Genomic DNA, 23888 nt, shown 5'->3' with positions numbered 1-23888 from the left:
TCCATTGCCTTTCGCCGTTCGTGCGAATATGCTTGTTGAACGATCGTACAACAAGCATATTCGCGAAACCCCGATGACCTGTAACCCTCGCTACGAAATCCTGTTCGAGCCGATGCGGATCGGGCCCGTCACAGCGCCGAACCGCTTCTATCAAGTGCCGCACGCAAGCGGCATGACCAACGCGCTGCCCAGGGTTCGCGCGGCGTTTCGCGAGGCCAAGGCCGAGGGCGGGTGGGGCGTGATCTGCACCGGGGCCTGTTCGATCGATCCGAGCTCGGACGACGCGCCGCTGCCTTTCGCCACGCTATGGGACGACAACGATATCCGCGCGCATGCGCTGATGACGGAGGCGGTGCACCGCCATGGATCGCTCGCCGGCGTGGAACTGTGGCACGGCGGCGCCTCGGTGATGAACAGGACAAGCCGGCTGCCGCCGCTGTCGCCGTCCGGCATTCCCTGGATGGCCACCCATGTCGGCTTCATGGGCAATTTACGGCCGAAGACGATGGACAAGGCCGATATTCGCGAGGTGCTGAGGTGCCAGGCCGAGGCGGCGCGCAAGGCGCGCAGGGCGGGCTTCGACATCGTCTATGTCTATGCCGGCATGGGCTATCTCGGCTACGAATTCCTGCTGCCGGAATACAATCACCGCTCAGACGAATATGGCGGATCGATCGAAAACCGGGTGCGCTTCGTGCGCGAGATGATCGACGTCACCAAGGAGGCCGTCGGCAAGGATTGCGGCGTCGCCTTGCGGGTCAGCCTCGAGGAACTGCGCGGCCGGCCCGGCCGCAACCAGCCCTCCGAGGCGCACGAGCTGATCGAACTGCTTGCCGATCTCCCGGACCTGTTCGACGTCAAGATGGATTCCAGCCCGACCGACTGTTCGGCGTCGCGCTTCAGCGGCGAAGGCAGCCACGAGCCGGTGATCGACTTCGTCAAGTCGCTGACGAAGAAGCCGGTGGTCGGCGTCGGCCGCTTCACCTCGCCCGACACGATGGTGTCGCAGATCAGGCGCGGCGTGCTCGACTTCATCGGCGGCGCCCGGCCCTCGATCGCCGACCCCTTCCTGCCGGCCAAGATCCGCGAGGGCCGCGAGGCCGAGATCCGCGAATGCATCGGCTGCAACATCTGCATTTCGAGCTGGCATGACGGCGTGCCGGTGCGCTGCACCCAGAACCCGACCGCCGGCGAAGAATGGCGGCGCGGCTGGCACCCCGAACGCGTGGAGCGCACCGACAGACCCGAACGCATCCTGATCGTCGGCGGCGGACCAGCCGGGCTCGAATGCGCACTGACGCTCGGCCGTCGCGGCCATGAGGTAACGCTGGCCGACAGCAGCCGCAGCTTCGGCGGACGGCTGACCTTCGAGAAGACCCTGCCCGGCCTTTCCGCCTGGAACCGGGTCGTCGACTATCGGCTCGGGCGTCTCAACGAGATGAGCAACGTCTCGCTCTATGCCGAGAGTGCGCTGGGCGTCGACGAGATCATCGAGCTTTCGCCGGAGCGCGTGGTGCTGGCGACCGGTGCGCGCTGGACGAACATGCTCTATTCCTCGCTGGAAATACCGGTCGGCCGGCTCGACCACGCGCAAGTGTTCACGCCCGACGACATTGCCGCCGGCCGGCTCCCGCAAGGGCCGACGCTGGTCTTCGATTTCGACAATTACTACATGGGCGGCGTTCTCACCGAGCACCTCGCCGCGCAGGGCATCCCGGTCAGTTATGTGGCACCGGCAGGCCAGGCGTCAGCGTGGACGATCATGACCAACGAATTGCCTCTGGTGCACCGCGCGCTGGCACGCCGCAAGGTGCCGGTGACGACGCTGCATCTGCTGAGATCCTTCGATGGCGAGACGGCAACGCTGGCGCATCTGTTCACCGGCGAGGAGAGCAGCATTGCCTGCCGCTCCGTGGTGATCGTCGGGCTGCGCTTGCCGCGCAACGAGCTGTTCGAGGCTCTGACCGAACGGGCGGACGCGCTTGCGGTTGCCGGCATCAAAAGCGTCGATCGCATCGGCGACGCGCTGGCCCCGGGCGCCATCGCCCATGCGGTGCACAGCGGCCACAAGCTCGCGCGCGAGATCGGTGCAAAAATCCGTTGGCAGCCTTACCGCCGCGACACGCCGATCGTCGATGCGGTGGCGGATTTCGATATGCGGACTGCAGCCGAATAGGAGAAGATCATGGAGCGCATCACGGCACGTCGCAGACCCGGCCGCCCGCAGCGCGAGATCGGTGGCATCGAACAGCGGCCATGGAAGCAGCTGACGCGGCCCTATGCGCCGATCGAGATTCTCTCGGCCGACCAGGTACAGACGATCCACGAGATGGGCCTCACCATTCTCGAGGAGATCGGCATGCGCGTGCTGCAGCCGCAGGCGCGGCAGTTCTATCGCGCGGCCGGCTGCGACGTCGACGAAAGCGAGATGCGGGTGCGCTTCGACCGCGCCATGGTGATGGAGCGCGTCGCCATGGCGCCGTCATCGTTCGAGCTGCGCGCCCGCAATCCTGCAAAAAACGTCAAGGTCGGCGGACGGCACTGCATCCTGTCGTCGGTCGGCGGACCGGCCTATGTCATGGACAATGATCGGGGACGTCGCCCCGGCACTTATGCCGAGATGTGCAACTACCTCAAGCTGATCCAGTCGTTCAACGTGCTGCACCAGGAAGGCGGCGGGCCGTTCGAGCCGCTCGACCTGCACCAGAACACGCGCCACCTCGACCTCTACTATGCCGAGATCACATTGCTCGACAAGAACTGGCAGCCGCAGACCCTTGGTCAGGGTCGCGCCATCGACGCGCTGGAGATGGTGGCGATCTCGCTCGGCACGACGCGTGAAAATCTCGCGCAGGAGATGCCTGTCTTCACCGGCATCATCAACACCAATTCGCCGCTGCAGCTCGACGAGCCGATGGCCGAGGGCCTGATCGCGCTGGCCACGCATGGCCAGGTCAATGTCATCACGCCGTTCACGCTGGCCGGCGCGATGAGCCCGGTGACGCTCGCCGGTGCATTGTCGCAGCAGCATGCCGAGGCGTTGGCCGGCATCGTGCTAACCCAGATCGTGCGCCCCGGCGTGCCGGTGATGTATGGCGGCTTCACCTCCAATGTCGACATGAAGACGGGCGCCCCGGCGTTTGGCACGCCCGAATACACGCAGGCCGCGCAGATCACCGGGCAGCTCTGCCGGCTGATCGGCGTGCCGTTCCGCTCCAGCAATGTCACCGCCGCCAACTCGGTCGACGCGCAGGCAGCCTATGAAAGCGCCATGTCGTTGTGGGGCTGCCTGATGGGCGGCGCCAATCTGGTGCTGCATGCTGCCGGTTGGCTCGGCGGCGGGCTCACCGCATCGTTCGAGAAGCTGGTGATCGATGCCGAGATGCTGCAGATGATGTCGGCCTATTTCGACCCGCCGGTGGTCGACATCGACACGCTGGCGCTGGAAGCGGTGCGCGAGGTCGGCCCGGCCGGGCATTTCTTCGGCGCGGCGCACACCATGCAGCGCTACGAGCGCGCCTTCTATTCGCCGCTGGTCTCCAACTGGGACAATTACGACACCTGGGTCGAACGGGGCCAGGTCACGGCGCGCGAGCGCGCCAATGTGGTGTGGAAACGCATGGTCGCCGAATACGAGCAGCCGCCGATCGATCCTGGCATAGACGAGGCGCTGCGCGACTACATGGAGCGCCGCAAGCGCGAGGGCGGATCGCCGTTGAATTAGGTTTTGGGACGCGACGCTGATTTAAGGTTAGCGCCAGGCGCCCCCCTCTGTCCTGCCGGACATCTCCCCCTCAAGGGGGGAGATCAGATGTCACGTGGGCCTTCGCCAATCATCAACGTTGAAGGAGAAGCGCCTTCAGTGGAGCTGCCAATCTCCCCCCTTGAGGGGGAGATGCCCGGCAGGGCAGAGGGGGGTGCAGCGCCGACCTCAAATCGTTATGCGCCGCGCAGCGGCCCGACCTGCGCCTCGAGCATCTCGAAACCCGCAGCCTCCGCCCCTTGCGGCGTCACCACGCTTTCATCGAGACACCATTCGAGCCAGAGCCCGTCGACCAAAGCGATGAAATTGCGCGCCAGCGCCGGCGCATCGACATCCCTGCCGCGCGGCGTGGCGACGGCTGCGATGTCCTCGGCGAGTTCGGCCCGGTAGGCGTCGTAGAGTTCGCGGTGCGCTGCCTTGAGGCGCGGGTTGACGGCGATCTCACCCCACAGCGACAGCCAGATCAGCAAATTGTCGCGGCTGAAATAATCGGGCGAGAAGTTGGAGTGCACCAAAGCGGCCAGCGACGCCTCGGGCGGCCAGTCGGATTTTTCGGCGCGGCGGCGCTTGGCTTCGTCGATCTGGTTGTTGACGCTGGCATAGAGCGAGGATTTGTAGACCTCGACCAACAACCCGTCGCGGCCTTCGAAATGGTGGTTGATCAGGCCACGCGAGACGCCGGCCTCCTTGCAGATGCGATCGACGGTGAAGGCGCCGATGCCGCCGACCGACAGGCATCGCGTCGCCGCCTCGATCAGCATGGCGCGGCGCACGTCTGGCTGTTCGCGGCTGAAGCGCGGCGGCGATTTCTTGACGCCGCGCTTGCGTTTGGAAGTTGCTGGTTGATCGTCCATCATGAACCCAGCTAGTCGATTGCGCCTTTCCTGTCCACGGAGGCGATCAAGCCTTCTTCTTGAACAGCACCGGATTGGGGTGGCCGTCGGGGTAAATCACCGGTTCGAAACTGGTCTTGTGGATGACGACCAGCGGCTGGTGGCAGATGAAGACGAAGCCGCCGGATTGCTCCATTAAATCCTCCATCCGGTTGGACAGGGCGACGCGCTTGGCCTGATCGCTTTCGGCCACCAGTTGCTGGTAGCTGGTTTCGAATTCAGGACTGTCGAAGCCAGACCAGTTGTAGGCGCCGATCTGGTCGGGGCGGAACCAGACCAGGTTTTCCGACGGGTCGACACCACCGGCGAAGTCCATCAGGGCAAGGTCGATGTTCTTGTAGCCGTCACCTTGCGTCTTGTCGCCGACGCCCCAGAAGGCCGCTTCGTCGTAGGGCTGAATCTCGACCTTGATGCCGGCCTGTTCGAGACTGGCCTGGATGATCTGCGCCGTCGCGGTGCGGATCGAATCGTTCATCACCGTCAAGGTCAACGACAGGTCGCTGACGCCAGCTTCGGTGAGCAATGCGGCGGACTTTTCGTAGTCGGGTGCCGCGATCAGATTGCTGGCGCGGGCGAATTTGGTGCCGGGCTGGACGACGCCGGTGGATCGCTTGGTGAGGTCGTCATAGACGCCGGTGAGTATCTGGCCGACATCGACGCCATACTGCACGGCTTGCCGCACCTTCAGGTCCTTGAGCCGCGGGCTGAGCATGTTGATGGTCAGCCAGACATAGCGGGTCGACTGCGCCTCGATCACCGCGGTGTTGGCAGGCGGGCTGGCCTTGACCGCCTTGGTCGCCGAAATGGCGATCTTGGTGTAGTCGAAGGCGTCGGCCTCGTAGGCGAGTTGTGCCGCCTGATCGTCGGCGACGATAAAGATCTCGACCGTGCCGAAATCCGGCTTCGGCCCCGGCCAGTCCGGATTGGCGGTGAGCGTCACCTTCTGCTTCTGCTCCCACTTGCTGAAGAGATAGGGACCGCATGTCGCCGGCGGCTCGGTGGTGAACTTGCCGCCGGCCTTTTCGGTGCCGGCGCGGCTGATGATGTGGCCGCCATAGTAGGGCAGGCTGGTGACGAAGATCGGCTGATACGGGTCCTTGAGATGGATGATGCCGGATTTGGCATCGACGACTTCGACACGGTCGAGCTTTTCGAACTGGTAGGCCCAGGGCGACGACAGTTTTGGATCGGCAATGCGCTCGTAGGAGAATTTGACGTCCTCGGCGGTGACCGGGCCAAGACCGTTCGACCATTTCAGCCCGTCGATCAGGGTAAAGGCGATGGTCTTCGGATCGGTCAGCTCCAGCTTCTCGGCGCCCCAGAGCGACCAGGGCGAACCTTCCCTGAGATCGCCGAGGCGGTTCAGCGACACATAGATGCCGCGCATGATGACGTCCTCGATGCCACCGATCATGAAGGCGGGGTCGAGTGTCTGCAGATCGCCGTCCATGCGGATGCGCAGCGTGTCGCCGTCGGCCGACCAGGCAAAGCCGGGCTTCATCGCCAGGCCGACACCAAGCGCGCCGGCCGCTTTCAGGAATGCACGTCTGTCGATGTTCCACGTCATGGCAGTTTCCCCTTTGGTTGGTTTCGTGGCCCGCCGCTCTCAAGCGGGAAATGACAGCGCACCATTCGCTGTGCGCCGATCTGTCGATAGGCCGGTGCCTCGGCCTTGCAGCGCTGCTGCGCGATCGGGCAGCGCGTGTGGAATTCGCAGCCCGTGGGTCGCCGGAAGACGCTCGGTATCTCACCGCTGACGGCGGGGCCGTGGCTGCGCTGGCGCGGGTCGGGGATCGGCTCGGACTGGATCAGCGTCGCGGTGTAGGGATGCATCGGCGCCGAAAACACCTCCTGCGTCGGTCCGGTCTCGACCAGCCGGCCGAGATACATGATGGCCAGGCGATCGCTGACATGGCGGATCATCGCCAAATTGTGGGTGACGATCATGGCGGCGAAACCGAGTTCGCGCTTCAGCTCACCGATAAGGTTCAGGACATCGCCTTGCACCGAAACATCGAGGCCGGCGGTCGGTTCGTCGGCGAGCAGCAGATGCGGCTTCATCGCCAGCGCCCGGGCGACTCCGACACGGCGCGCCTGACCGCCGGACAGTTCATGCGGGAAGCGATCGACGAAGGAGGCTGGCAGCCCGACCAGCGCCAGCAGCGCTTTTGCCGCGGCGCGGCGGTCCGGCATTGGCAGCCCCTGAATGATCTGCGGTTCGGTGAGCAGCGTGCCGATACGCAGACGCGGGCTGAGCGACGCCACCGGGTCCTGGAACATCATCGCCGAACGCCGGCGCATGGCGCGAAAGTCGGCCGCTGTCGCCACGTCCCTGCCCTCGAAGGTGATGCGGCCGGCAGCTGCGCGGACAAGGCCGAGGATGGTGCGGGCGAGCGTGGTCTTGCCGGAACCGGATTCGCCGACCAGCCCGAGCGTCTCGCCCGGCATCAGCGACAGCGTCACGCCGTCGATGACGTTGAAGCCCGGCAGCGGGAACGGATTGAGCAGCCGGTTGAGCAAGCCGCCACGGGCAAAGCTGACCGACAGATCCTCGACGGCAAGCAGCGGGCTCATGGCGTCACCGCATGGCAACGTGCAACATGCGAGGCGGAGAGCTTCACCAGCGGCGGCGAAACCGAGCCGCATGGTGCGAAGGCGCGATCACAGCGCGGTGCGTAGACGCATCCGGACGGCGGCTGCGTCAGGTTTGGCAAAGTGCCGGGAATGGTCGGCAGCCGGTCCAGCTTTTCATGAAAACGAGCCGGATCGCAGGCGAGCAACGCTTGCGTGTAAGGGTGCCTCGCGTCGTGGAAGATGGCGTCCACCTCGCCGCCCTCGACCACCTCGCCGGCATACATGACATAGACGCGGTCGCAGAGTTCGGCGATGACGCCGAGATGATGCGAGACGACGATGATGATGCCGTTGTATTCGCGCCGGAGTTCGCGCAGCAGATGGATGATCTGCGCCTCCATAGTCACATCGAGCGCCGTCGTCGGCTCGTCGGCGATGAGCAGGCCGGGATCGGTCAGCAATGCGGCGGCGATCGCCACGCGCTGGCGCATGCCGCCCGAGAGTTCGTGCGGATAGCTGTTCATCCGCCGTTCGGCGTCCGAGATGCCGACACGGCCGAGCATGGCGGCGATCCGCGCTCGCTTTTCACCGCGGCCGAGATCCTTGCGGTGGTGCTGGAAATCGACGAGCTGGTCGCCGATGGTCAGCACCGGGTTGAAGGCGGTCATCGGATCCTGGCTGACCAGCGCGATCTCGTCGCCGCGCAGCAGGCGCTGATGGTTTGCGTCGAGCTTTACCAGGTCGACGCCGTTGTAGCTGATCGAGCCATCGATGCGGGCGTTGGCCGGCAGCAGGTTTGCCAAAGCGGTGACCAGCGTGGACTTGCCGCAGCCGCTTTCGCCGACGATGCCGATCACCTCGCCGGGATGCGCTTCGATATCGACATGGCGCAGCGCGTGCACCGCGCCATGCGGCGTCTCATAGCGGACGCTGAGATCGATGGCGGAAAGCGAGCCGGTCATGCCGGCCTCCGCAACTGCAGGCGCGGGTCGAGATAGTCGCGCAGGCCTTCGCCGAGGAAGGTGAAGCCGAGCGTTGCCAGCACCAAAGGCAGGCCGCCGAAGATGACCATGAACGGTGCCGAGCGGATCGAGGTGTAGCCGTCATAGAGGATCGAGCCCCAGGACGGCGTCGGTGGCCGCACGCCGAGGCCGAGGAAGCTCAGGCCCGCCTCGACCATGATAACGACCGGGATGTCCATCGACAAAAGGATGATCAACGGCCCAACGACATTGGGCAGAAGGTGGATGAAGATGATGCGCGCCGCGCCGGCGTCGAGCAGGCGCTCGGCGAGGATGTAATCGCTGTTCTTCAGCGCCAGCGTCTGCGCCCGGATCAGCCTGGCGTAGCTCGGAAACGAGGTCGCGGCGATGACGATGATCAGCGTGCCGGTGCCGGCGCCGAGCACGGTGATGATGGCGAGAGCGAACATGATCATCGGCAGCGAATTCAGGCTGTCGAAGGTCAGCACCAGAATGGCGTCGAGCCAGCGCGGGCCGTAGCCGGCGATCAGCCCGAGCAGCAGGCCGATGGCGCCGGCAATGGCCACCGACACCATGGCGATGGTCAACGCCGTGCGCGCACCATAGATGACACGCGACAGGAGATCGCGGCCGAGATGATCGGTGCCGAACCAATGGGCTAGAGATGGCGGTTGCAGCTTGTGCAGCACGTCGATCTTGATCGGTGAATAGGGCGCCAGCCATGGCGCGAAGGTGGCGGTGATCAGGAAGCTGGTGACCAGGATCAGGGCGACGCAGGTGAACGGATCGGCAAGCAGCGCACGCAGCAGCGGAAACCGTTGTCGGTCCGGTATGGAGAGCGAGACGTCAGCCACGGAAGACATCGCGCACCCTCGGATCGAGCCGCGCGATCAGCAGATCGGCGGCAATAGTGATGGAAACGTAGATGGCGGTCATGATCAGCACCGTGCCCATGACGACGGGATAGTTGCGGGTGTTGACGGCATCGGTGATCAATTTGCCGATGCCGGGCCGGGCGAACACCGCTTCGACGAAGACGGCGCTGGACAGGATGCTGCCGAGGCCGACGGCGACCAGCGAGATGGTCGGGATGATGGCGATGCGCAGCGCGTATTTGGAAACGATCTTCCATTCAGGCAAACCAAACGAGCGCGCGGTGCGGATGTGCGGCTCGCCCATCACCTCCATCATCGAGGCGCGCACCATGCGGGCGATGTAGCCGATCCAACCGAGCGCGATGGCCGCGGCCGGCAGCACCAGCGCCTTGGCCTGGCTGACGATGTCACCGGCCTCGCCGGCGCCGATGGCCGGCAGCCAGCGCAAAGTGACGGCAAAGAGCAATAGCGAATAGATGGCGACGACAAAGGACGGCACGGCGATGACGCCGACGGAGAGGACGCCGATGACGGCATCGGCAAGTGTGCCGCGCCGCATCACCGAGAGACAGCCGAGCGGAACGCCTATGACAAGGGCGACGGTGAGCGCGGTCAGGCCGAGGATCAGTGTGTTCGGCAGCGCCTCCATGACCAGGGTGGAAACCGGCCGGTTCGACCAGACGTCGTAGCCGAGATTGCCGGTCAGCGCGTTGCGGAAGAATTCGACGATCTGCCACCAGACCGGCTGGTCGAGCCCCATGCGGTCGATCAGCAGTTTTTTCAATTCCGGCGTGGCACGTGGCCCGAGCGCGACGCTCGCCGGATCGCCGGGTACGAGGAAGACCGCCGCATACATGGCGACCATGACGAAGACGAGGATCAGGAGGCCGAGACCGATGCGCTTCACTGCATATGCAAGCATGGTCTGCCTCCCCTCCTCAGGCGAAATCGCGCCTGATGCGCCGCGTTGCCGAGGCGCTGTGGACCAGCGTGCCCCGTTCTCGCGCTTCGAGCCGCCAGCTCAAATTGAAATGGGTTTCGTCAGCCGTCAGCTCGGTGACCGCCATCGCCTCGGTGTCGGCGTCGGCGCTGGCGATGGCCCAGTGATATTCGGTGACAAGTTTCGCCGACAGCGGATCGTCGGTGCGGATGCTCATCGTGTCGCCGTTGGCCGAGGACACGGTGATGCCGCGGTCGTCATAGCGCCTGCGGCCATGGTCGGAGGTCAGCGCGATAGTTTGCACGCCCGAACCGACATCCTCGGTGACGATGCGGCGGTCGAAGCCGTCGTCGAAGGTCGTGGTGGGCACTGGCGGCGCGGTTTCGGCCGGCTCGAAGCGCACGTCGCGGTCGCGTTCTGACGGCGAGCGCACCGGCAGCATGATCCTGCTGTCGCCGCTCGCCACCGACAGGGTCGACAGTGTCGGCTGCGGCCACAGGATCGGCCAGTGCTGGTTGGCGAGCGCCAGCCGGATGCGATGCCCCTTGGGCACAGTGCGGGCGAAATCGTTGAGCTTCAGCCGCACGCGAAACGGTGTTGCGACCGGGCATGGCGTCGGATGCTCGTGGCTGTCGCGGTGGCTGAGGTTGAGCACGCCATAGGTCATCAGCGCCGAGGTGCCGTTGGGATAGACATCGCAAAGCCGGGCGGCGAGATTGACATGCGGCTGGTCGACGCTGACGAGCAGGTCCAGTTCCGCTGCGCCGAGCAAGGTCAGGTCGTCGTCCAGCGGCGGCGTGTCAAAGCACAGCGCCATGCCGTCCTCGCGGCGCTGGTCAATGGGCATATCAGGACAAGAGCCACCATAGCCGCCCCAGCGGCCGCAGTCGCGCCCGGCGTTGGCGGGGGAGCGGACGGAAAGCGTCGCGCCGGGCACCGCTTTGCTGCCCAACCCGGCGGCGTTGAGATGCAGCGCGCGGCGCTCGATGCGCGGCGACGGCCACTGATCCTCTGCGGCCCAACTACCGGCATGGTCAGGGAGATAATAAGGTTGTGGCCGTTCCTCGCCGGTGATCCAGACGCGGTAGAGCGGCTCGTCCATGATGCCGGTGTCTTCGCCGACGAGCCAATGACGCCACCAGCGCAGCGCCTCCTGGAGATAGCCGATCAGCGGCCCCGGCGCGCCGCGGCAGGGATAGGCATGCGACCACGGGCCTACAATGCCGAGCTTCGGCCCCGGCAGATGTTCGAGCAGGCGCGGCACGAAATTGGAGTAGCTGTCCTCCCAGCCGCAGACGGCCATGACCGCGCATTCGATCGCGGCGTGATCTTCGCAGACCGAACCTTGCCGCCAGTAATCGTCGCGGCGCTGATGCGCGAGCCAGATTTCCGACAGCGAGCTTGTTGCGGCAAGACGGCTTTCCCACATGGCGCGCCAGGCATCCCCGACGATCTGCGGGTCGGGCGCCATCGCCTTCTTCACCAGCATGAAGTTCGACCACATCTCCTGCTCGGTCAGCAGCGCGCCGCCCATATAGTGGATATCGTCGGCATAGCGGTCGTCAGTGGCGCAGTTGGCGATGATCGCCTTCAAGGCCGGCGGTCGGAGTGCCGCGACCTGCAGTGCGTTGAAACCGCCCCAGGAAATGCCGGTCATGCCGACATTGCCGTTGCACCAGGGCAGTGCCGCCAGATGGGCAATGATCTCGCAGGCGTCCAGCTGTTCGCGCGGCAGATATTCGTCGGCCAGGTCGCCATCGGAATCGCCCGAGCCCCTGATATCGATGCGGGCGCAGGCGATGCCGTGCCCGGCAAGCCAGGGATGGATGTCGAGATCTCGCGCTACTGTGCCGTCGCGGCGGCGATACGGCACCATCTCGACGACCACCGGCACCTTGGCGTCGGTGCGTGGACGCCACAAAGTCGCTGCGATGCGCGTGCCGTCAGCCAGCGTGATCCACAGCGGATCGACGGTTTCGACGGCAAAGGGGAACTCGGTTCGTACCACGGCAGGTACTCGTTAAATCGCCTTGTTGAACGTTCGTACAACAAGGCGATTTAACGCGCAATCCCGCTTCGCGCATTTTGGCACGGACAAGACCAAATAGGGCGGGATGGCCCACGCCCGTACAGGGGCGTGGCCATTCAGAATGCCTGACAATGGGTTTCGTTGAAAGTCAGCCAGCCTTGCGGATCACCGCTTCGGAGCCTTCGAAGAACCGGTTCGGCGGCCGCTTCAGGCCGAGGTTCTCGCGCAAGGTCCTGCCCTCATATTCGCGTCGGAAGAGCCCTCGCCGCTGCAGTTCCGGCACTACTTTTTCGGCGAAGTCGTCGAGGCCGGCGGGCAGATAGGGAAACATGATGTTGAACCCGTCGGAGCCCTCGGTGACCAGCCACTCTTCCATCTCGTCGGCGATCGTCTTCGGCGTGCCGACGAAAGCGAGACCGGAATAGCCGCCCAGCCGCTGCGCCAGTTGGCGGACGGTCAGATTTTCCGTGCGTGCCAGTTCGATGACGCGCTCGCGGCTGCTCTTCGAGGCGTTGGTCTCGGGTATCTCGGGCAGCGCTGTGTCCGGATCGAAACCCGATGCATCATGGCCGAGCGCAATCGACACCGAGGCAATGCCGCTCTCGTAGTATACGAGGCTGTCGAGCTTCGCCCGCTTGGCCTGCGCCTCCTCGATGCTGTCGCCGACGATGACAAAGGCGCCGGGCAGGATCTTGATGTCGTCGCGCGAGCGGCCGAGCTTTTGCGCGCGGCCCTTGACGTCGGCAAAGAAGCGCTGCCCGGCCGCGAGATCGGCGTGGGCGGCGAAAATGACTTCCGCCGTTTCGGCCGCCAGCTGCCGTCCCGCCTCCGACGCGCCGGCCTGGACGATGACCGGCCAGCCCTGCACCGGCCGCGCTATGTTGAGCGGCCCGCGCACCGAGAGATGCTCGCCCTTGTGGTCGAGCACATGCAGCTTCTCCGGATCGAAATAGAGCCCGCTTTCGGCGTCGCGGATAAAGGCATCGTCGGCAAAGCTGTCCCACAGGCCGGTGACGACATCGTAGAATTCGCGCGCCCGCTGATAGCGCTCGTCATGCTCGACATGCTCGTCGAGGCCGAAATTCAGTGCCGCGTCAGGGTTGGACGTGGTGACGATGTTCCAGCCGGCGCGGCCACCGCTGATATGGTCGAGCGAGGCGAAGCGGCGGGCAATGTGATAGGGCGCGTCGAAGGTTGTCGAGGCAGTGGCGACCAGGCCGATGTGATCGGTGACTGCGGCGAGCGCCGACAGCAGGGTGAACGGCTCGAACGACGTCACCGTATGGCTGCGCCGCAGCGCCTCGATCGGCATGTTGAGCACGGCCAGATGATCGGCCATGAAGAAGGCGTCGAACTTGGCCGCCTCCAGCGTCTGCGCGAAACGCTTCAGATGCGCGAAGTTGAAGTTGGCATCGGGATAGGCGCCGGGGTAGCGCCAGGCGCCGGTGTGAAGACTGACCGGGCGCATGAAGGCGCCGAGCCGCAATTGCCTGTTGTCTGCCATGGGATGATCACCTGACGTGGACGAGCGCTACCGCTCCGATATCGATACAGGATCGGACGGCTTTGCCATGCTGGAAAGGAATTCTGTTTCGCAAAACCCTTACTGCTGAGCATTTTCGTACGGGCGGCCGTTCAATCTATCTTGATGAACACGCCCTTGGTGTTGAGATATTCGCCGAGATGCTCGGCCCCGCCTTCGCGGCCGTAGCCGCTCATCTTGTAGCCGCCGAAGGGCACGGCCGGATCGATGGCGTGATAGGTGTTGACCCAGACCGAGCCGGCGCGGATCTTTCGCGACAGCTGGTGCGCCGTGGCGACATTCTGCGTGAACACCCCGGCGGCAAGACCATAGGGCGTGTTGTTGGCCCGCTCGACCGCCTCGTCCAGCGTATCGAAGGGCAGCGCCGAGATGACCGGCCCGAAGATTTCTTCGCGGGCGATCTTCATGTCGTCGGAAACGCCGGCAAAGACCGTCGGCGCGACGAAGTTGCCGGCGGCGAGCGCGCCTTCGGTGAGGCGGGCGCCGCCGGTGACCAGCGTCGCGCCTTCGGCCGTGCCGGCCTCGAGATAACCCGTGACCCGTTGCAGCTGTTTCTCCGACACGAGCGGACCGATCTCGGTTGCCGGGTCGATGCCGTCGCCGATCCTGAGACCCTTGGCGTAGGCGGCCAGCCGCGCGACGAACTCGTCATGGATCGAGCGCTCTACGAACAGGCGCGAGCCGGCGATGCAGATCTGGCCGGAATTGGCGAACACCGACATCGCCGCCACCGGCACCGCTTTGTCGAGATCGGCATCGGCGCAGACGATGACCGGCGACTTGCCGCCGAGTTCCAGCGAGACGCGCTTGAGGTTGCCGGCCGAGGCCCGGATGATCGACTGGCCGGTCGCGGTCGAGCCGGTGAAGACGATCTTGTCGACGCCCATATGTTCGGCCAGTGCCGCGCCTGCCTCGGCGCCGGTTCCGGTGACGATGTTGACGACGCCTGAGGGAACGCCGGCCTCGTTCATGATGTCGGCGATCAGCAGCGGCGTCAGCGGCGCTTCTTCCGAAGGCTTGAGCACGATGGTGCAGCCGGTGGCGAGCGCCGGGCCGATCTTCCAGATCGAGGCTGCAGTCGGCGCGTTCCACGGAATGATGGCGCCGACGACGCCGACCGGTTCCTTGCGAGTGAAGGACACGACTTCGCCGGGTAGCGAGTTCTCGATGGTCTCGCCATGCAGCGCTGTCGCCATGCCTGCGTAATAGCGCAGCATGCCGATGACGCGATTGCGGTTGGCGCGGGTGCGCACGATCGGCATGCCCATATCTGACGTGTCGGAGCGGCTGATCTCTTCCCAATGCTTTTCGAAGAGGTCGGCAATCTTCAGCAGCAGCACCTGCCGCTCATAGGGCTTGAAGCGGCTCCATGGTCCGTCGAAGGCTTTTCGCGCTGCCGCGACGGCGAGGTCGATGTCGTGGCGATCGCCGCGCGGCACCGTGGCGAGAACCGCGCCTGTGGCCGGATTGCGGGTCTCCATGGTCAGGCCTGAACGGGCATCGACCCAGGCGCCATCGATGAACATCTGGCGATGGCGTCCATCGAGCTGATAGCGCAGGGCGATCGAGGTCTGGGCCAGGGTCATGATCTTCCTCCTCGCGACAGGCCGGTACATGGCCGCCCGCGATGGAGAAAGCCAGAACGCCGCACGTCAAACGTACGGCGTTCTAGCATTTTTTGACCGGCGCATCCTATGCGCCAGCAAGGATCACTCGGCTGCCAGGGCCAGTTGCGGCGCTTCGTTGTCCTGTACCGGCTCGGCCTCGACCGCCTGTTCGGTGGACGCAGCCTTCTTGGGCTCGCGGCCGAAGAACAGCGCGTAGCCTGCCGGCAGGACAAGGATGGTCAGCACGGTGGCAACCAGGATGCCGCCCATCATGGCGTAGGCGAGCGGGCCCCAGAACACGGCGCGCGAGATCGGGATCAGCGCCAGCACCGCCGTCATCGCCGTCAGCACGATCGGCCGGAAACGGCGCACGGCCGAGCCGATGATGGCCTCCGAGCGTTCCATGCCTCTGGCGATGTCCTGGTCGATCTGATCGACCAGGATGATCGAGTTGCGCATGATGATGCCAAGCAGGGCGATGACGCCGAGGATGGCGACGAAGCCGAACGGCGCGCCGCTGATCAGAAGTGCGGCGGCAGCCCCGATGATGCCGAGCGGGCCGGTGGCCAGCACCAGCATCGCCTTGCCGAAATGCTGCAGCTGGATCATCAACAGCACGACGATGATGGCCAGCATGATCGGCGCCTTGGCGGCGATCGAAGCCTGGCTTTCCGCCGAATCCTCGGCGCCGCCCTGGATCTCGACCTTGTAGCCGGGGGCGAGGCCGTCGCGCAGGCCCTTTATGTCGTTGTACAGTTTGGTGACGACGTCGTTCGACTGCACGCTATCCGGCAGCGTGGCGCGCACTGAGATGGTCGGCAGGCGGTCGCGCCGCCATTCGACGCCCTGCTCCAGCACCGGGACGACCTTGGCCACCTGCGACAGCGGCACGAAGCCGCCGAAATCGGTCGGGATGGAGATCGAGTCGACCGAGGACAGCAGGCTGCGGCTTGCATCCGGTTCGCGGGCGACGATAGACACCGTCTCCTCGCCGTCGCGGAAATCATCGAGCGGCGCGCCCGACATGGTTGCCTGCAGCATCTGGCGAATGCGCTGCGAGGTGACGCCGAGGGCACGGGCGCGATCCTGGTCGATGACCAGCTTCATCGCCGGCACCGGCTCCAGCCAGTCGTCATGAATAGCGCCGAGCAGCGGATTTTCCGCGAATTTCGCCTTCACCTGGTCGGCGATGCGGCGCACCTCCTGGCGATCCGGGCCCATGACGCGCATCTGCACCGGCCAGCCTGTGGGAGGGCCGAGGAAGAGACGGTCGACCTTGCCGCGGATCGACGGAAAATCTTCCGCCAGAATGGTGCGCAGCTTGACGATCAGCCGCTCGCGGGCTGGCTCGTCATTGGCCATCACCAGAAGCTGGGCGAAGTTCGGATTGCGCAGCTGCTGGTCGAGCGGCAGGAAGAAGCGCGGTGCGCCTTCGCCGATATAGGTGGCGATGAAGCGCTTGTCGGTGTCGCCCATCATCTTGGCTTCCAGCGCCTTGGCCTGCGTCTCCACCTCCTTGATCGAGGTGCCTTCCGGCAGCCAGAGGTCGACAAGGATTTCCGGACGCGACGATTGCGGGAAGAAATTCTGCGGGATGAACTGGAATGCCCACAAGCTGGTGGCAAAGGTCATCAGTGTCATCACCAGCACGATGATGCGGTGGCGCACGGCCCAGCCGACCGTGCCGCGCAGCCGCCGGTAGAAGCCGGTGTCGAAGGCATCGTGATGATTGCCGGCATGCTTGCGCTGCTTGAGGATCATGTAGCCGAGCCATGGCGTGAAATAGACCGCCACGAACCAGGACACGACCAGCGCGATGCCGACGACGTAGAACAGCGTGCGGACATATTCGCCGGCCGTCGAGGCGGCGAAGCCGACAGGAATGAAACCGGCGGTGGTGATCAGCGTGCCGGTCAGCATCGGGAAGGCGGTCGAGGAGTAGGCGAAGCTCGCCGCGTCGATCTTGACCAGCCCTTCCTCGAGCTTGCGCTCCATCATCTCGACGACGATCATCGCGTCATCGACCAGTAGGCCGAGCGCAATGATCAGCGCGCCGAGCGAAATGCGCTGCAGGTCGATGCCGAGCTCGTACATGATGGCGAAGGTGGCGGCGAGAACCAGCGGTATAGCGATGGCGATGACCAGGCCGGAGCGCCAGCCGATCGACAGCAGCGAGACGGCAAGCACGATCAGCAGCGCTTCGCCCAGCGCCTCCATGAACTCCTTCACGGCATCGCGGACGACTTCCGGCTGGTCGGAAATCTGGTCGACCGAAACGCCGTAGGGCAACGCCTCTTCGAAATGCTTGTAGGTCGCCTCGACGTCGGTGCCGACATCGGTGACGTTGAAGCCCCTGGCCATGACGACGCCAAGCTGGACGCTCTCGTGGCCGTTGAAGCGATATTTGCGCTGATAGGGATCCTCGAGGCCGGAGGTCACGGTGGCGATGTCGCCGAGACGCGTCACCTGGCCGCCGGCGCGCAGGCGCAATTCCCTGATGTCGGCCGCCTTGGTCACGTCGCCTTCAACCGAGATGCGAACCGAACGCAGACCGGTGTCGACCGAGCCCGCCGGATCGACATTGTTCTGGCCCTTGATCGCGTTCTGCAGGTCGGTCAGCGTCAGGCCGCGCTCGGCAAGCGCCTTCGACGACACGTCGATATAAATCTTCTCCGGCTGATCGCCGATGATGACCGCCTTCTCGACGCCCGGCGTCGTCAGCAGCATGTCGCGCGCCTGGATGGCGAATTTCTTCAGCTCCGGATAGCTGTAGCCATCGCCGCTGATCGAGTGCAGCGTGATGAACGTGTCGCCGAACTCATCGTTGAAGTAAGGCCCGAGCAGCCCCTGCGGCAATTCACTGGCGATGTCGCCGACCTTCTTGCGCACCTGGTAGAAAGCGTCGGCGACCTGCGCCGGATTGGTGTCACCCTTGACCTGCAAGGTGATGATGGCGCTGCCGGCGCGCGTATAGGAGCGGACGAAATCGAGATGCGGCGTCTCCTGCAGCTTGCGCTCGATCTTGTTAACGACCTGGTCCTCCATCTCCTGGATCGAGGAGCCTGGCCAGATTGCCTGAACGACCATGACGCGGAAGGTGAAATCCGGATCTTCCTTCTGGCCCATGCGCATCAGGCCGAGCGCACCGGCAATGATGATCAGACCGAACAGAAAGCGCGCGATGGAGGGATGGCCGATGGCCCAGCGCGAAAGGTTGAAAGGCTGCTTTTCATTGGTGTCGGTGGTCATTGGCGTCAGCCCATTCCAGTTGATCGTCAGCGCGTCTGTGCATGCTCGTGGAATTTGTTAGAGCCTGTTCCATCCCGACGGGTTCGGGATGGGGCTCTATCTTCTTGTTCGAGCATGATCTTTTCCGAAAACCGGGTTCCACTTTTCGGGATCATGCTTTGGGCTTCCGGGCGGCGAGGCTTTCCGAGCGGAGAGACTCATCGCGGTGGGACGCGGAGCCGATGTGGGGGTTACATCAACCTTGCATCTCGACCATCGGGCACTCGCCGCCCGGAAACCATGAACCGATTGACCTCGCGGCTTGCGCCGTTGCGATGAAAGCCGGTTTTCGTTTGCTTCTTGTCAGCGCAGGGCCTTGGCCGCGTCTTCAGCGGATGCCGACTGTTGCGCTGCACCGCCGGTCAGCTTGACCTGCAGATTCTCGGTCATGAACTGGGTGCCGGCGGCAACGACGACGTCGCCTGGCTTCAGCCCGTCGGCGACACTGACGCCGTCGGCAGTGAACTCGGCAACTTTGATTTGGCGCGGATGGACCGTGTCGCTGCCGCGGTCGACTGTCCAAACGATCTTTTGGCCGTCCTTTTCGGCAAGCGCGCTGAGCGGGATCGATACCACCTGCTGCCGGCTCGCCACCGAGGCTTCAATGTTGGCGGTCATGCCCAGCAGCACGCGCGGATCATCGGGCAGGCTGACGCGAACCGCAAAGGTGCGCGATTGCGGATCGGCGCTGCCGGCGACTTCGCGGACCTTGCCGTCGAGGCTCAGCGCATCGTCGGACCAGAAGCCCGCTTTGACGTCCTTGCCGGGCTTGAATTCGGCGATGTCCATTTCCGGAACGGCGATCAGCACTTCCTTTTCACCATCGACAGCGACGGTCACAACCGGCGTGCCGGCGCCGACCACCTGGCCGACATCGGCGCTGACAGCGGTGACGATGCCGTTCTGGCCCGCCTTGAGATCGGTATAGCGGACCTGGTTTTGCGCCTGGGCAAGCGTCGAGCGGGCGGCATCGCGCGTCGCAACCGCTTGATTGTAGCTCAGCGTCGCCTGTTCGAGCTGCGACTTGGAGGTGAAGTTCTTGGCAAAAAGCTGCTCGGCGCGCTTCCTGGACAGATCGACCGTCTCGACCTGCCGCTCGGCGGCATCGAGGCTGGCCTTGGCGCTCTTGACCGAAAGCTCGTAGTCGGTGGGATCGACGCGGGCGAGAACGTCACCCGAGGTCACGTGCTGGCCGATATCGACCAGACGCTCGGTGATCTTGCCGCTGATGCGAAAGCCGAGATTCATTTCGGTACGAGCCCGCACCGAGCCGGAATAGTCGAGTTCGCGGCTGGTTTGGGCCTGGCCGATCTCGACCACCTTGACCCGGCGGATGATGTCCTTGACTTCCGCCTTCTCCTGGCTGCAGCCGGCGAGCCCGAGCGTGACGACGATCAGGCCAGCGACTGGCAGCCTGCTGATGATGGAACTGGACAAAGACACTTTAGCACTCCTGACTGGAGATGAACTTTCGAGACCGGCACCCGGCGGGGTGGCGGCTATTTCAAAGCCTTGATCGCATAATCGATGAGGTCGTCGGGCATCGCCCGGTTGGTCTTGGCTAGGCACTGCGCCACCATCTGCGGATGGCACAGAATGACGGTGGCGGCGCCAAAGCAGCGCGACGCGATGACCGGATCCTGTTGTCTGAACTCACCGGCCTCGATGCCGTCGCGGATCACCTCGGCGAACAGGTCGTGGATGCTGTCGACATGCTTGTCGATGACGCCCCAGTCGCGCTCGAGCGCGACGATGACCATCTCGTGGACCTTCTGGTCGTCGAGCATGACCTCCATCGTCATCTTGTACTGCGCGTGCACGTAGCGGCGCAGCCGCTCCTCGGCGCTGATCGGCAGGCGGGAGATCTCGTAGGCCATCTTGTAGCTGGCGCCGAGCATGCGGCCGCAGACGGCCTGGTGGATTTCAACCTTGGAGGCAAAGAAACGATAGATATTGGCCGGCGACATGCCGAGTTCGCGCGCAATGTCGGCGACGTTGGTCTTGCCGTAGCCGTAGTGGCGGAACAGGCGCTCGGCGCAGTCGAGAATGCGTGTCACATTCTCCTGGCGGGTGGGGTCGGCCACGATGTTGGCAGCTTCTGACATGGCTCTCTGTCGATTAACGAGTGACGAATTTCAATTTTCGTCAGTCGTAAATTGAAAAAGGCGGGATGTCAATGCGGATTCGACGTACACGTATAATTGGTGACAGATGGTGACAGTGGGCGGTGGAAGCAGCCACCTGCGAGGTTGGCGAATGGCGCCCCTCCCATCGTCATCCTAGGGCGGAGCAAGGAGCGAAGCGACGCGGCGCAGACCCTAGGATCCATGCCGCGATGCATGCCGAAGAATGCAGCGGTACCAATTAGTTGCGCCGATACACGCCTAAAATCCGCAGCCGGCTATTCTCGACCGCGGGAGCACGGCCGCAAGGTCACGGCATGGATCCTAGGGTTTCCGCGACGTCGCTTCGCGACTGCTCCACCCTAGGATGACGAAGTCATAAGGCCGCGGCAAATTGTCGAGGCCGTAGCGACAACGCTAAGCCCCCTTCGCCATCTCCCGCAACCGGAACTTCTGGATCTTGCCGGTCGAAGTCTTCGGTATTTCCGCAAACACCACCGCTTTCGGCACCTTGAAGCGGGCGAGCAGCGCGCGGCAATGGTCGATGATCTCGGCTTCGGTCGCCGTCTTGCCGGGCTTCAGCTCGACATAGGCCACCGGCACCTCGCCCCATTTGTCGTCGGACTTCGCCACCACGCCGCAGGAAGCCACGGCCGGATGCTTGTAGAGCGCATCCTCGACTTCGATCGAAGAAATGTTCTCGCCGCCGGAGATGATGATGTCCTTGGAGCGGTCCTTGAGCTGGATATAGCCATCGGCATGCATGACGCCGAGGTCGCCCGAATGGAACCAGCCGCCGGCGAAGGCCTCGTCGCTCGCCTTGCAGTTCTTCAGATAGCCCTTCATGACGATGTTGCCGCGGAACATCACCTCGCCGATGGTCTCGCCGTCGGCCGGCGTTTTTTGCATCGTCTCAGGATCCATGACCGTGAGATCTTCAAGCGCGGCGTAGCGCACGCCTTGTCTCGCCTTCTTCGTCGCCCTCGATCCCTTGTCGAGATCATCCCAGGCGCCGTGCCATTCGTTGACCACCGCCGGTCCGTAGGTCTCGGTCAGGCCATAGAGATGAGTGACGGCAAAGCCGGCATCGGCCATGCCCGACAGCACGGTCTCCGGCGGCGGCGCCGCGGCGGTGTTGAAGGTGACGGTCTGCGCGAATTCGCGCTTGTCCTCGTCCCTGGCATTGATCAGCACCGACATGACGACCGGCGCGCCGCAGAGGTGGGTGACGCCATAGTCGGCGATGGCGTCGTAGATCGGCTTCGGCCGCACCCAGCGCAGGCAGACATGGGTGCCGGCCTGCACGGCCAGCGTCCAGGGAAAGCACCAGCCATTGCAGTGGAACATCGGCAGCGTCCACAGATAGACGGCGTGCTTGGCCATGCCGGCATGGATGGTGTTGGTGTAGGCCATCAGCGCCGCGCCGCGATGATGATAGACGACGCCCTTGGGATTGCCCGTCGTGCCCGAGGTGTAGTTGAGCGAGATGGCGTCCCATTCATCGTCCGGCATCGACCAGGCGAAATCCTCGTCGCCGCCGGCGACAAACTCCTCGTAGTCGAGCGTGCCGATGCGTTCGCCCTTCGGATAGGGCGCGTCGGCGGCGTAGTCGGGATCGTCATAGTCGATGACCAGCGGTTTTACGCTGGCCAATGCCAGCGCCTGGCTCACGACACCGGCGAATTCGCGATCGACGAACAGCACCTTGGTTTCGGCATGGTCGAGCTGGAAGGCGATGACCGCGGCATCGAGGCGGGTGTTGAGCGAATGCAGCACCGCCTTGGTCATCGGCACGCCGAAATGCGCTTCCAGCATCGGCGGCGTGTTGGACAGCATGACGGTGACCGTATCGCCCTTGCCGATGCCGTGCTTGCAGAGTGCCGAGGCAAGCTTCAGCGAGCGGCGCCAGAAATCGCGGTAGGTGGTGCGCTGGCGGCCATGGATGATGGCGACGTGGTCGGGATAGGTCCTGGCCGCCCGCTCCAGATAGGTAAGCGGCGTCAGCGGCTGATAGTTCGCCGCGTTCTTGCCGAGATCCTGTTCATAGGGATTGCCCATCCCGTCCTCCCCAATATCCTCGTCGTGATCTTCTAATCGCAGGTTCGCGCCGCGTCACCACCAACGATGCCACGAGAGTGCGCATTTGGCACAATGATGTTCTGGATTAAGCGGGCGAAGGGGCATCGTATATACCCCGGCCCGGTTTGACTTTTGTCGAGAGCCGTGAATAATGTCAGCGAGGAGATGGCATGGCGATCCGACCGGCAGAACAGCTTATCCACAAGGCCGCCTGGCTTTACTATGCCCACGGCCTGCGCCAGGACCAGGTGGCCAGCCAGCTCAAGATTTCCCGCGCCTCGGTGGCTATGTATCTCCGCAAGGCGCGCGAGACCGGCATCGTCAACATCTCGACCTCGACCCAACTTTTCACCGATGATGTGCTGGCGCGCAAGCTGGAAGACGCGCTGAAGCTCGACGCCGTCTGGATCGCGCCGGAAAACGACTATGTCATCGATCCGTCGACCGACATTGCGGTGCTGGCGGCAAGCGTCTTTCTCGAGCTGGTCAAGAAGGGCGACCGCATCGGCGTCGCCTGGGGGCGGACCGTCTATACGATCGCCGACATCATGTCCTATGCCGACCTGCAGGATGTCACGGTGGTGCAGCTGTGCGGCAATCTCGGCGCCCCCTATTCCTACCGGCCGGACCAGTGCACGATGGAAATCGCCCGCCGGCTCAACGCCAAGGGCATCAATTTCTACGCGCCGCTGGTGCTGACAACGGAGGAGCTGGCGCGCGGCCTGCGCGCCGAGCCGGTGATCCGCGAGCAATTGTCGAGCATCCACGAATGCGACCTGGCGCTGTTTTCGGTCGGCACCGTCGACGCCGACAGCCACGTCGTCAAATGCGGGGCGCTGACCGTCGACGAAATGGGCGCGTTGCGCAAGGCGGGTGCGGCCGGCGTCATCGCCGGGCAGATTATCGACGCCAAGGGCAAGGCGCTCGACTGCAGCTACAACCGCCGCGTCATTTCGGCGGAGCTGTCATCGCTGCGCGCCATCGAAAAGCGCCTGATGGTCGTGCAGGAGGACAGCAAGTTCGACCCGCTCATCGCGGCGATGGCCGGCGGGCTCAGCACGCATCTTGTGGTCGGCGCGCGGATGGCGCGACGGCTGCTCGACCACGCACAAAAGGCCTCCTAGAAAACGAAATCCTTGCAGCCGGCGCATTGTCATCAAAGCGTCGCGGCATTCCTGTTCACAACACCAA

General features: G+C 64.2%; 16 protein-coding genes. 3 read left to right on the top strand and 13 right to left on the bottom strand.

Features of this window, described 5'->3' with window-relative positions:
• The first annotated feature begins 73 nt into the window (after positions 1–73).
• Both AC1DX6_RS18155 and AC1DX6_RS18150 read left to right on the top strand, forming a co-directional pair.
• Positions 74–2176: an oxidoreductase gene (locus AC1DX6_RS18155; RefSeq protein ID WP_477315729.1), complete on the top strand. Its 2103-nt coding sequence runs from the start codon at positions 74–76 to the stop codon at positions 2174–2176.
• 9 nt (positions 2177–2185) lie between these two features.
• Positions 2186–3724: a trimethylamine methyltransferase family protein gene (locus AC1DX6_RS18150; protein ID WP_477315727.1), complete on the top strand. Its 1539-nt coding sequence runs from the start codon at positions 2186–2188 to the stop codon at positions 3722–3724.
• A 215-nt stretch (positions 3725–3939) separates the two neighbouring features.
• On the opposite strand, the gene AC1DX6_RS18145 is transcribed toward AC1DX6_RS18150, so the two are convergent.
• The 13 genes from AC1DX6_RS18145 to AC1DX6_RS18085 all read right to left on the bottom strand — a co-directional run bounded on the left by AC1DX6_RS18145 (position 3940) and on the right by AC1DX6_RS18085 (position 22676).
• Positions 3940–4617 carry a TetR/AcrR family transcriptional regulator gene (locus AC1DX6_RS18145; RefSeq protein WP_477315725.1) on the bottom strand — a complete coding sequence of 226 codons (678 nt, stop codon included), beginning with the start codon at positions 4615–4617 and terminating at the stop codon, positions 3940–3942.
• Between the two features lie 46 nt (positions 4618–4663).
• Positions 4664–6223: an ABC transporter substrate-binding protein gene (locus tag AC1DX6_RS18140; protein ID WP_477315723.1), complete on the bottom strand. Its 1560-nt coding sequence runs from the start codon at positions 6221–6223 to the stop codon at positions 4664–4666.
• The gene (locus AC1DX6_RS18135; protein ID WP_477315721.1) at positions 6220–7230 is read right to left on the bottom strand and encodes an oligopeptide/dipeptide ABC transporter ATP-binding protein; all 1011 of its coding nucleotides are present in this window, start codon (positions 7228–7230) and stop codon (positions 6220–6222) included. The genes AC1DX6_RS18140 and AC1DX6_RS18135 overlap by 4 nt, the downstream gene beginning before the upstream one ends.
• The gene (locus AC1DX6_RS18130) at positions 7227–8192 is read right to left on the bottom strand and encodes an ABC transporter ATP-binding protein (RefSeq protein WP_477315719.1); all 966 of its coding nucleotides are present in this window, start codon (positions 8190–8192) and stop codon (positions 7227–7229) included. Before AC1DX6_RS18130 ends, AC1DX6_RS18135 begins: the two co-directional genes overlap by 4 nt.
• Positions 8189–9076, bottom strand: coding sequence for an ABC transporter permease (locus tag AC1DX6_RS18125; protein ID WP_477315717.1), 888 nt, complete (start codon positions 9074–9076; stop codon positions 8189–8191). Before AC1DX6_RS18125 ends, AC1DX6_RS18130 begins: the two co-directional genes overlap by 4 nt.
• Positions 9060–10010, bottom strand: coding sequence for an ABC transporter permease (locus tag AC1DX6_RS18120; protein ID WP_477315715.1), 951 nt, complete (start codon positions 10008–10010; stop codon positions 9060–9062). Before AC1DX6_RS18120 ends, AC1DX6_RS18125 begins: the two co-directional genes overlap by 17 nt.
• A 16-nt stretch (positions 10011–10026) precedes the next feature.
• Entirely contained in the window at positions 10027–12036 is a 2010-nt protein-coding gene (locus AC1DX6_RS18115; RefSeq protein ID WP_477315713.1) for a CocE/NonD family hydrolase, read from the bottom strand.
• Positions 12037–12205: 169 nt separating this feature from the next.
• A complete protein-coding gene (locus AC1DX6_RS18110) occupies positions 12206–13561 on the bottom strand; it encodes an LLM class flavin-dependent oxidoreductase (protein WP_477315711.1) in 1356 nt (451 codons plus the stop codon).
• Positions 13562–13692: 131 nt separating this feature from the next.
• Positions 13693–15186 carry an aldehyde dehydrogenase family protein gene (locus tag AC1DX6_RS18105; RefSeq protein WP_477315709.1) on the bottom strand — a complete coding sequence of 498 codons (1494 nt, stop codon included), beginning with the start codon at positions 15184–15186 and terminating at the stop codon, positions 13693–13695.
• A gap of 123 nt (positions 15187–15309) precedes the next feature.
• The gene (locus tag AC1DX6_RS18100) at positions 15310–18456 is read right to left on the bottom strand and encodes an efflux RND transporter permease subunit (protein WP_477315707.1); all 3147 of its coding nucleotides are present in this window, start codon (positions 18454–18456) and stop codon (positions 15310–15312) included.
• Positions 18457–18798: 342 nt separating this feature from the next.
• Complete coding sequence (locus tag AC1DX6_RS18095; protein WP_477315705.1) at positions 18799–19938, bottom strand: efflux RND transporter periplasmic adaptor subunit; 1140 nt, start codon at positions 19936–19938, stop codon at positions 18799–18801.
• Between the two features lie 56 nt (positions 19939–19994).
• Complete coding sequence (locus tag AC1DX6_RS18090) at positions 19995–20600, bottom strand: TetR/AcrR family transcriptional regulator (protein WP_477315703.1); 606 nt, start codon at positions 20598–20600, stop codon at positions 19995–19997.
• A 435-nt stretch (positions 20601–21035) separates the two neighbouring features.
• Positions 21036–22676 carry an acyl-CoA synthetase gene (locus tag AC1DX6_RS18085; RefSeq protein ID WP_477315701.1) on the bottom strand — a complete coding sequence of 547 codons (1641 nt, stop codon included), beginning with the start codon at positions 22674–22676 and terminating at the stop codon, positions 21036–21038.
• Between the two features lie 191 nt (positions 22677–22867).
• On the opposite strand from AC1DX6_RS18085, the gene AC1DX6_RS18080 reads away from it, so the two are divergent.
• Positions 22868–23821, top strand: coding sequence for a sugar-binding transcriptional regulator (locus AC1DX6_RS18080; protein ID WP_477315699.1), 954 nt, complete (start codon positions 22868–22870; stop codon positions 23819–23821).
• Positions 23822–23888: the final 67 nt, after the last annotated feature.

The organism is Mesorhizobium sp. P2_C4 (assembly GCF_056404575.1).
This window is presented reverse-complemented; position numbering and strand designations above follow the sequence as displayed.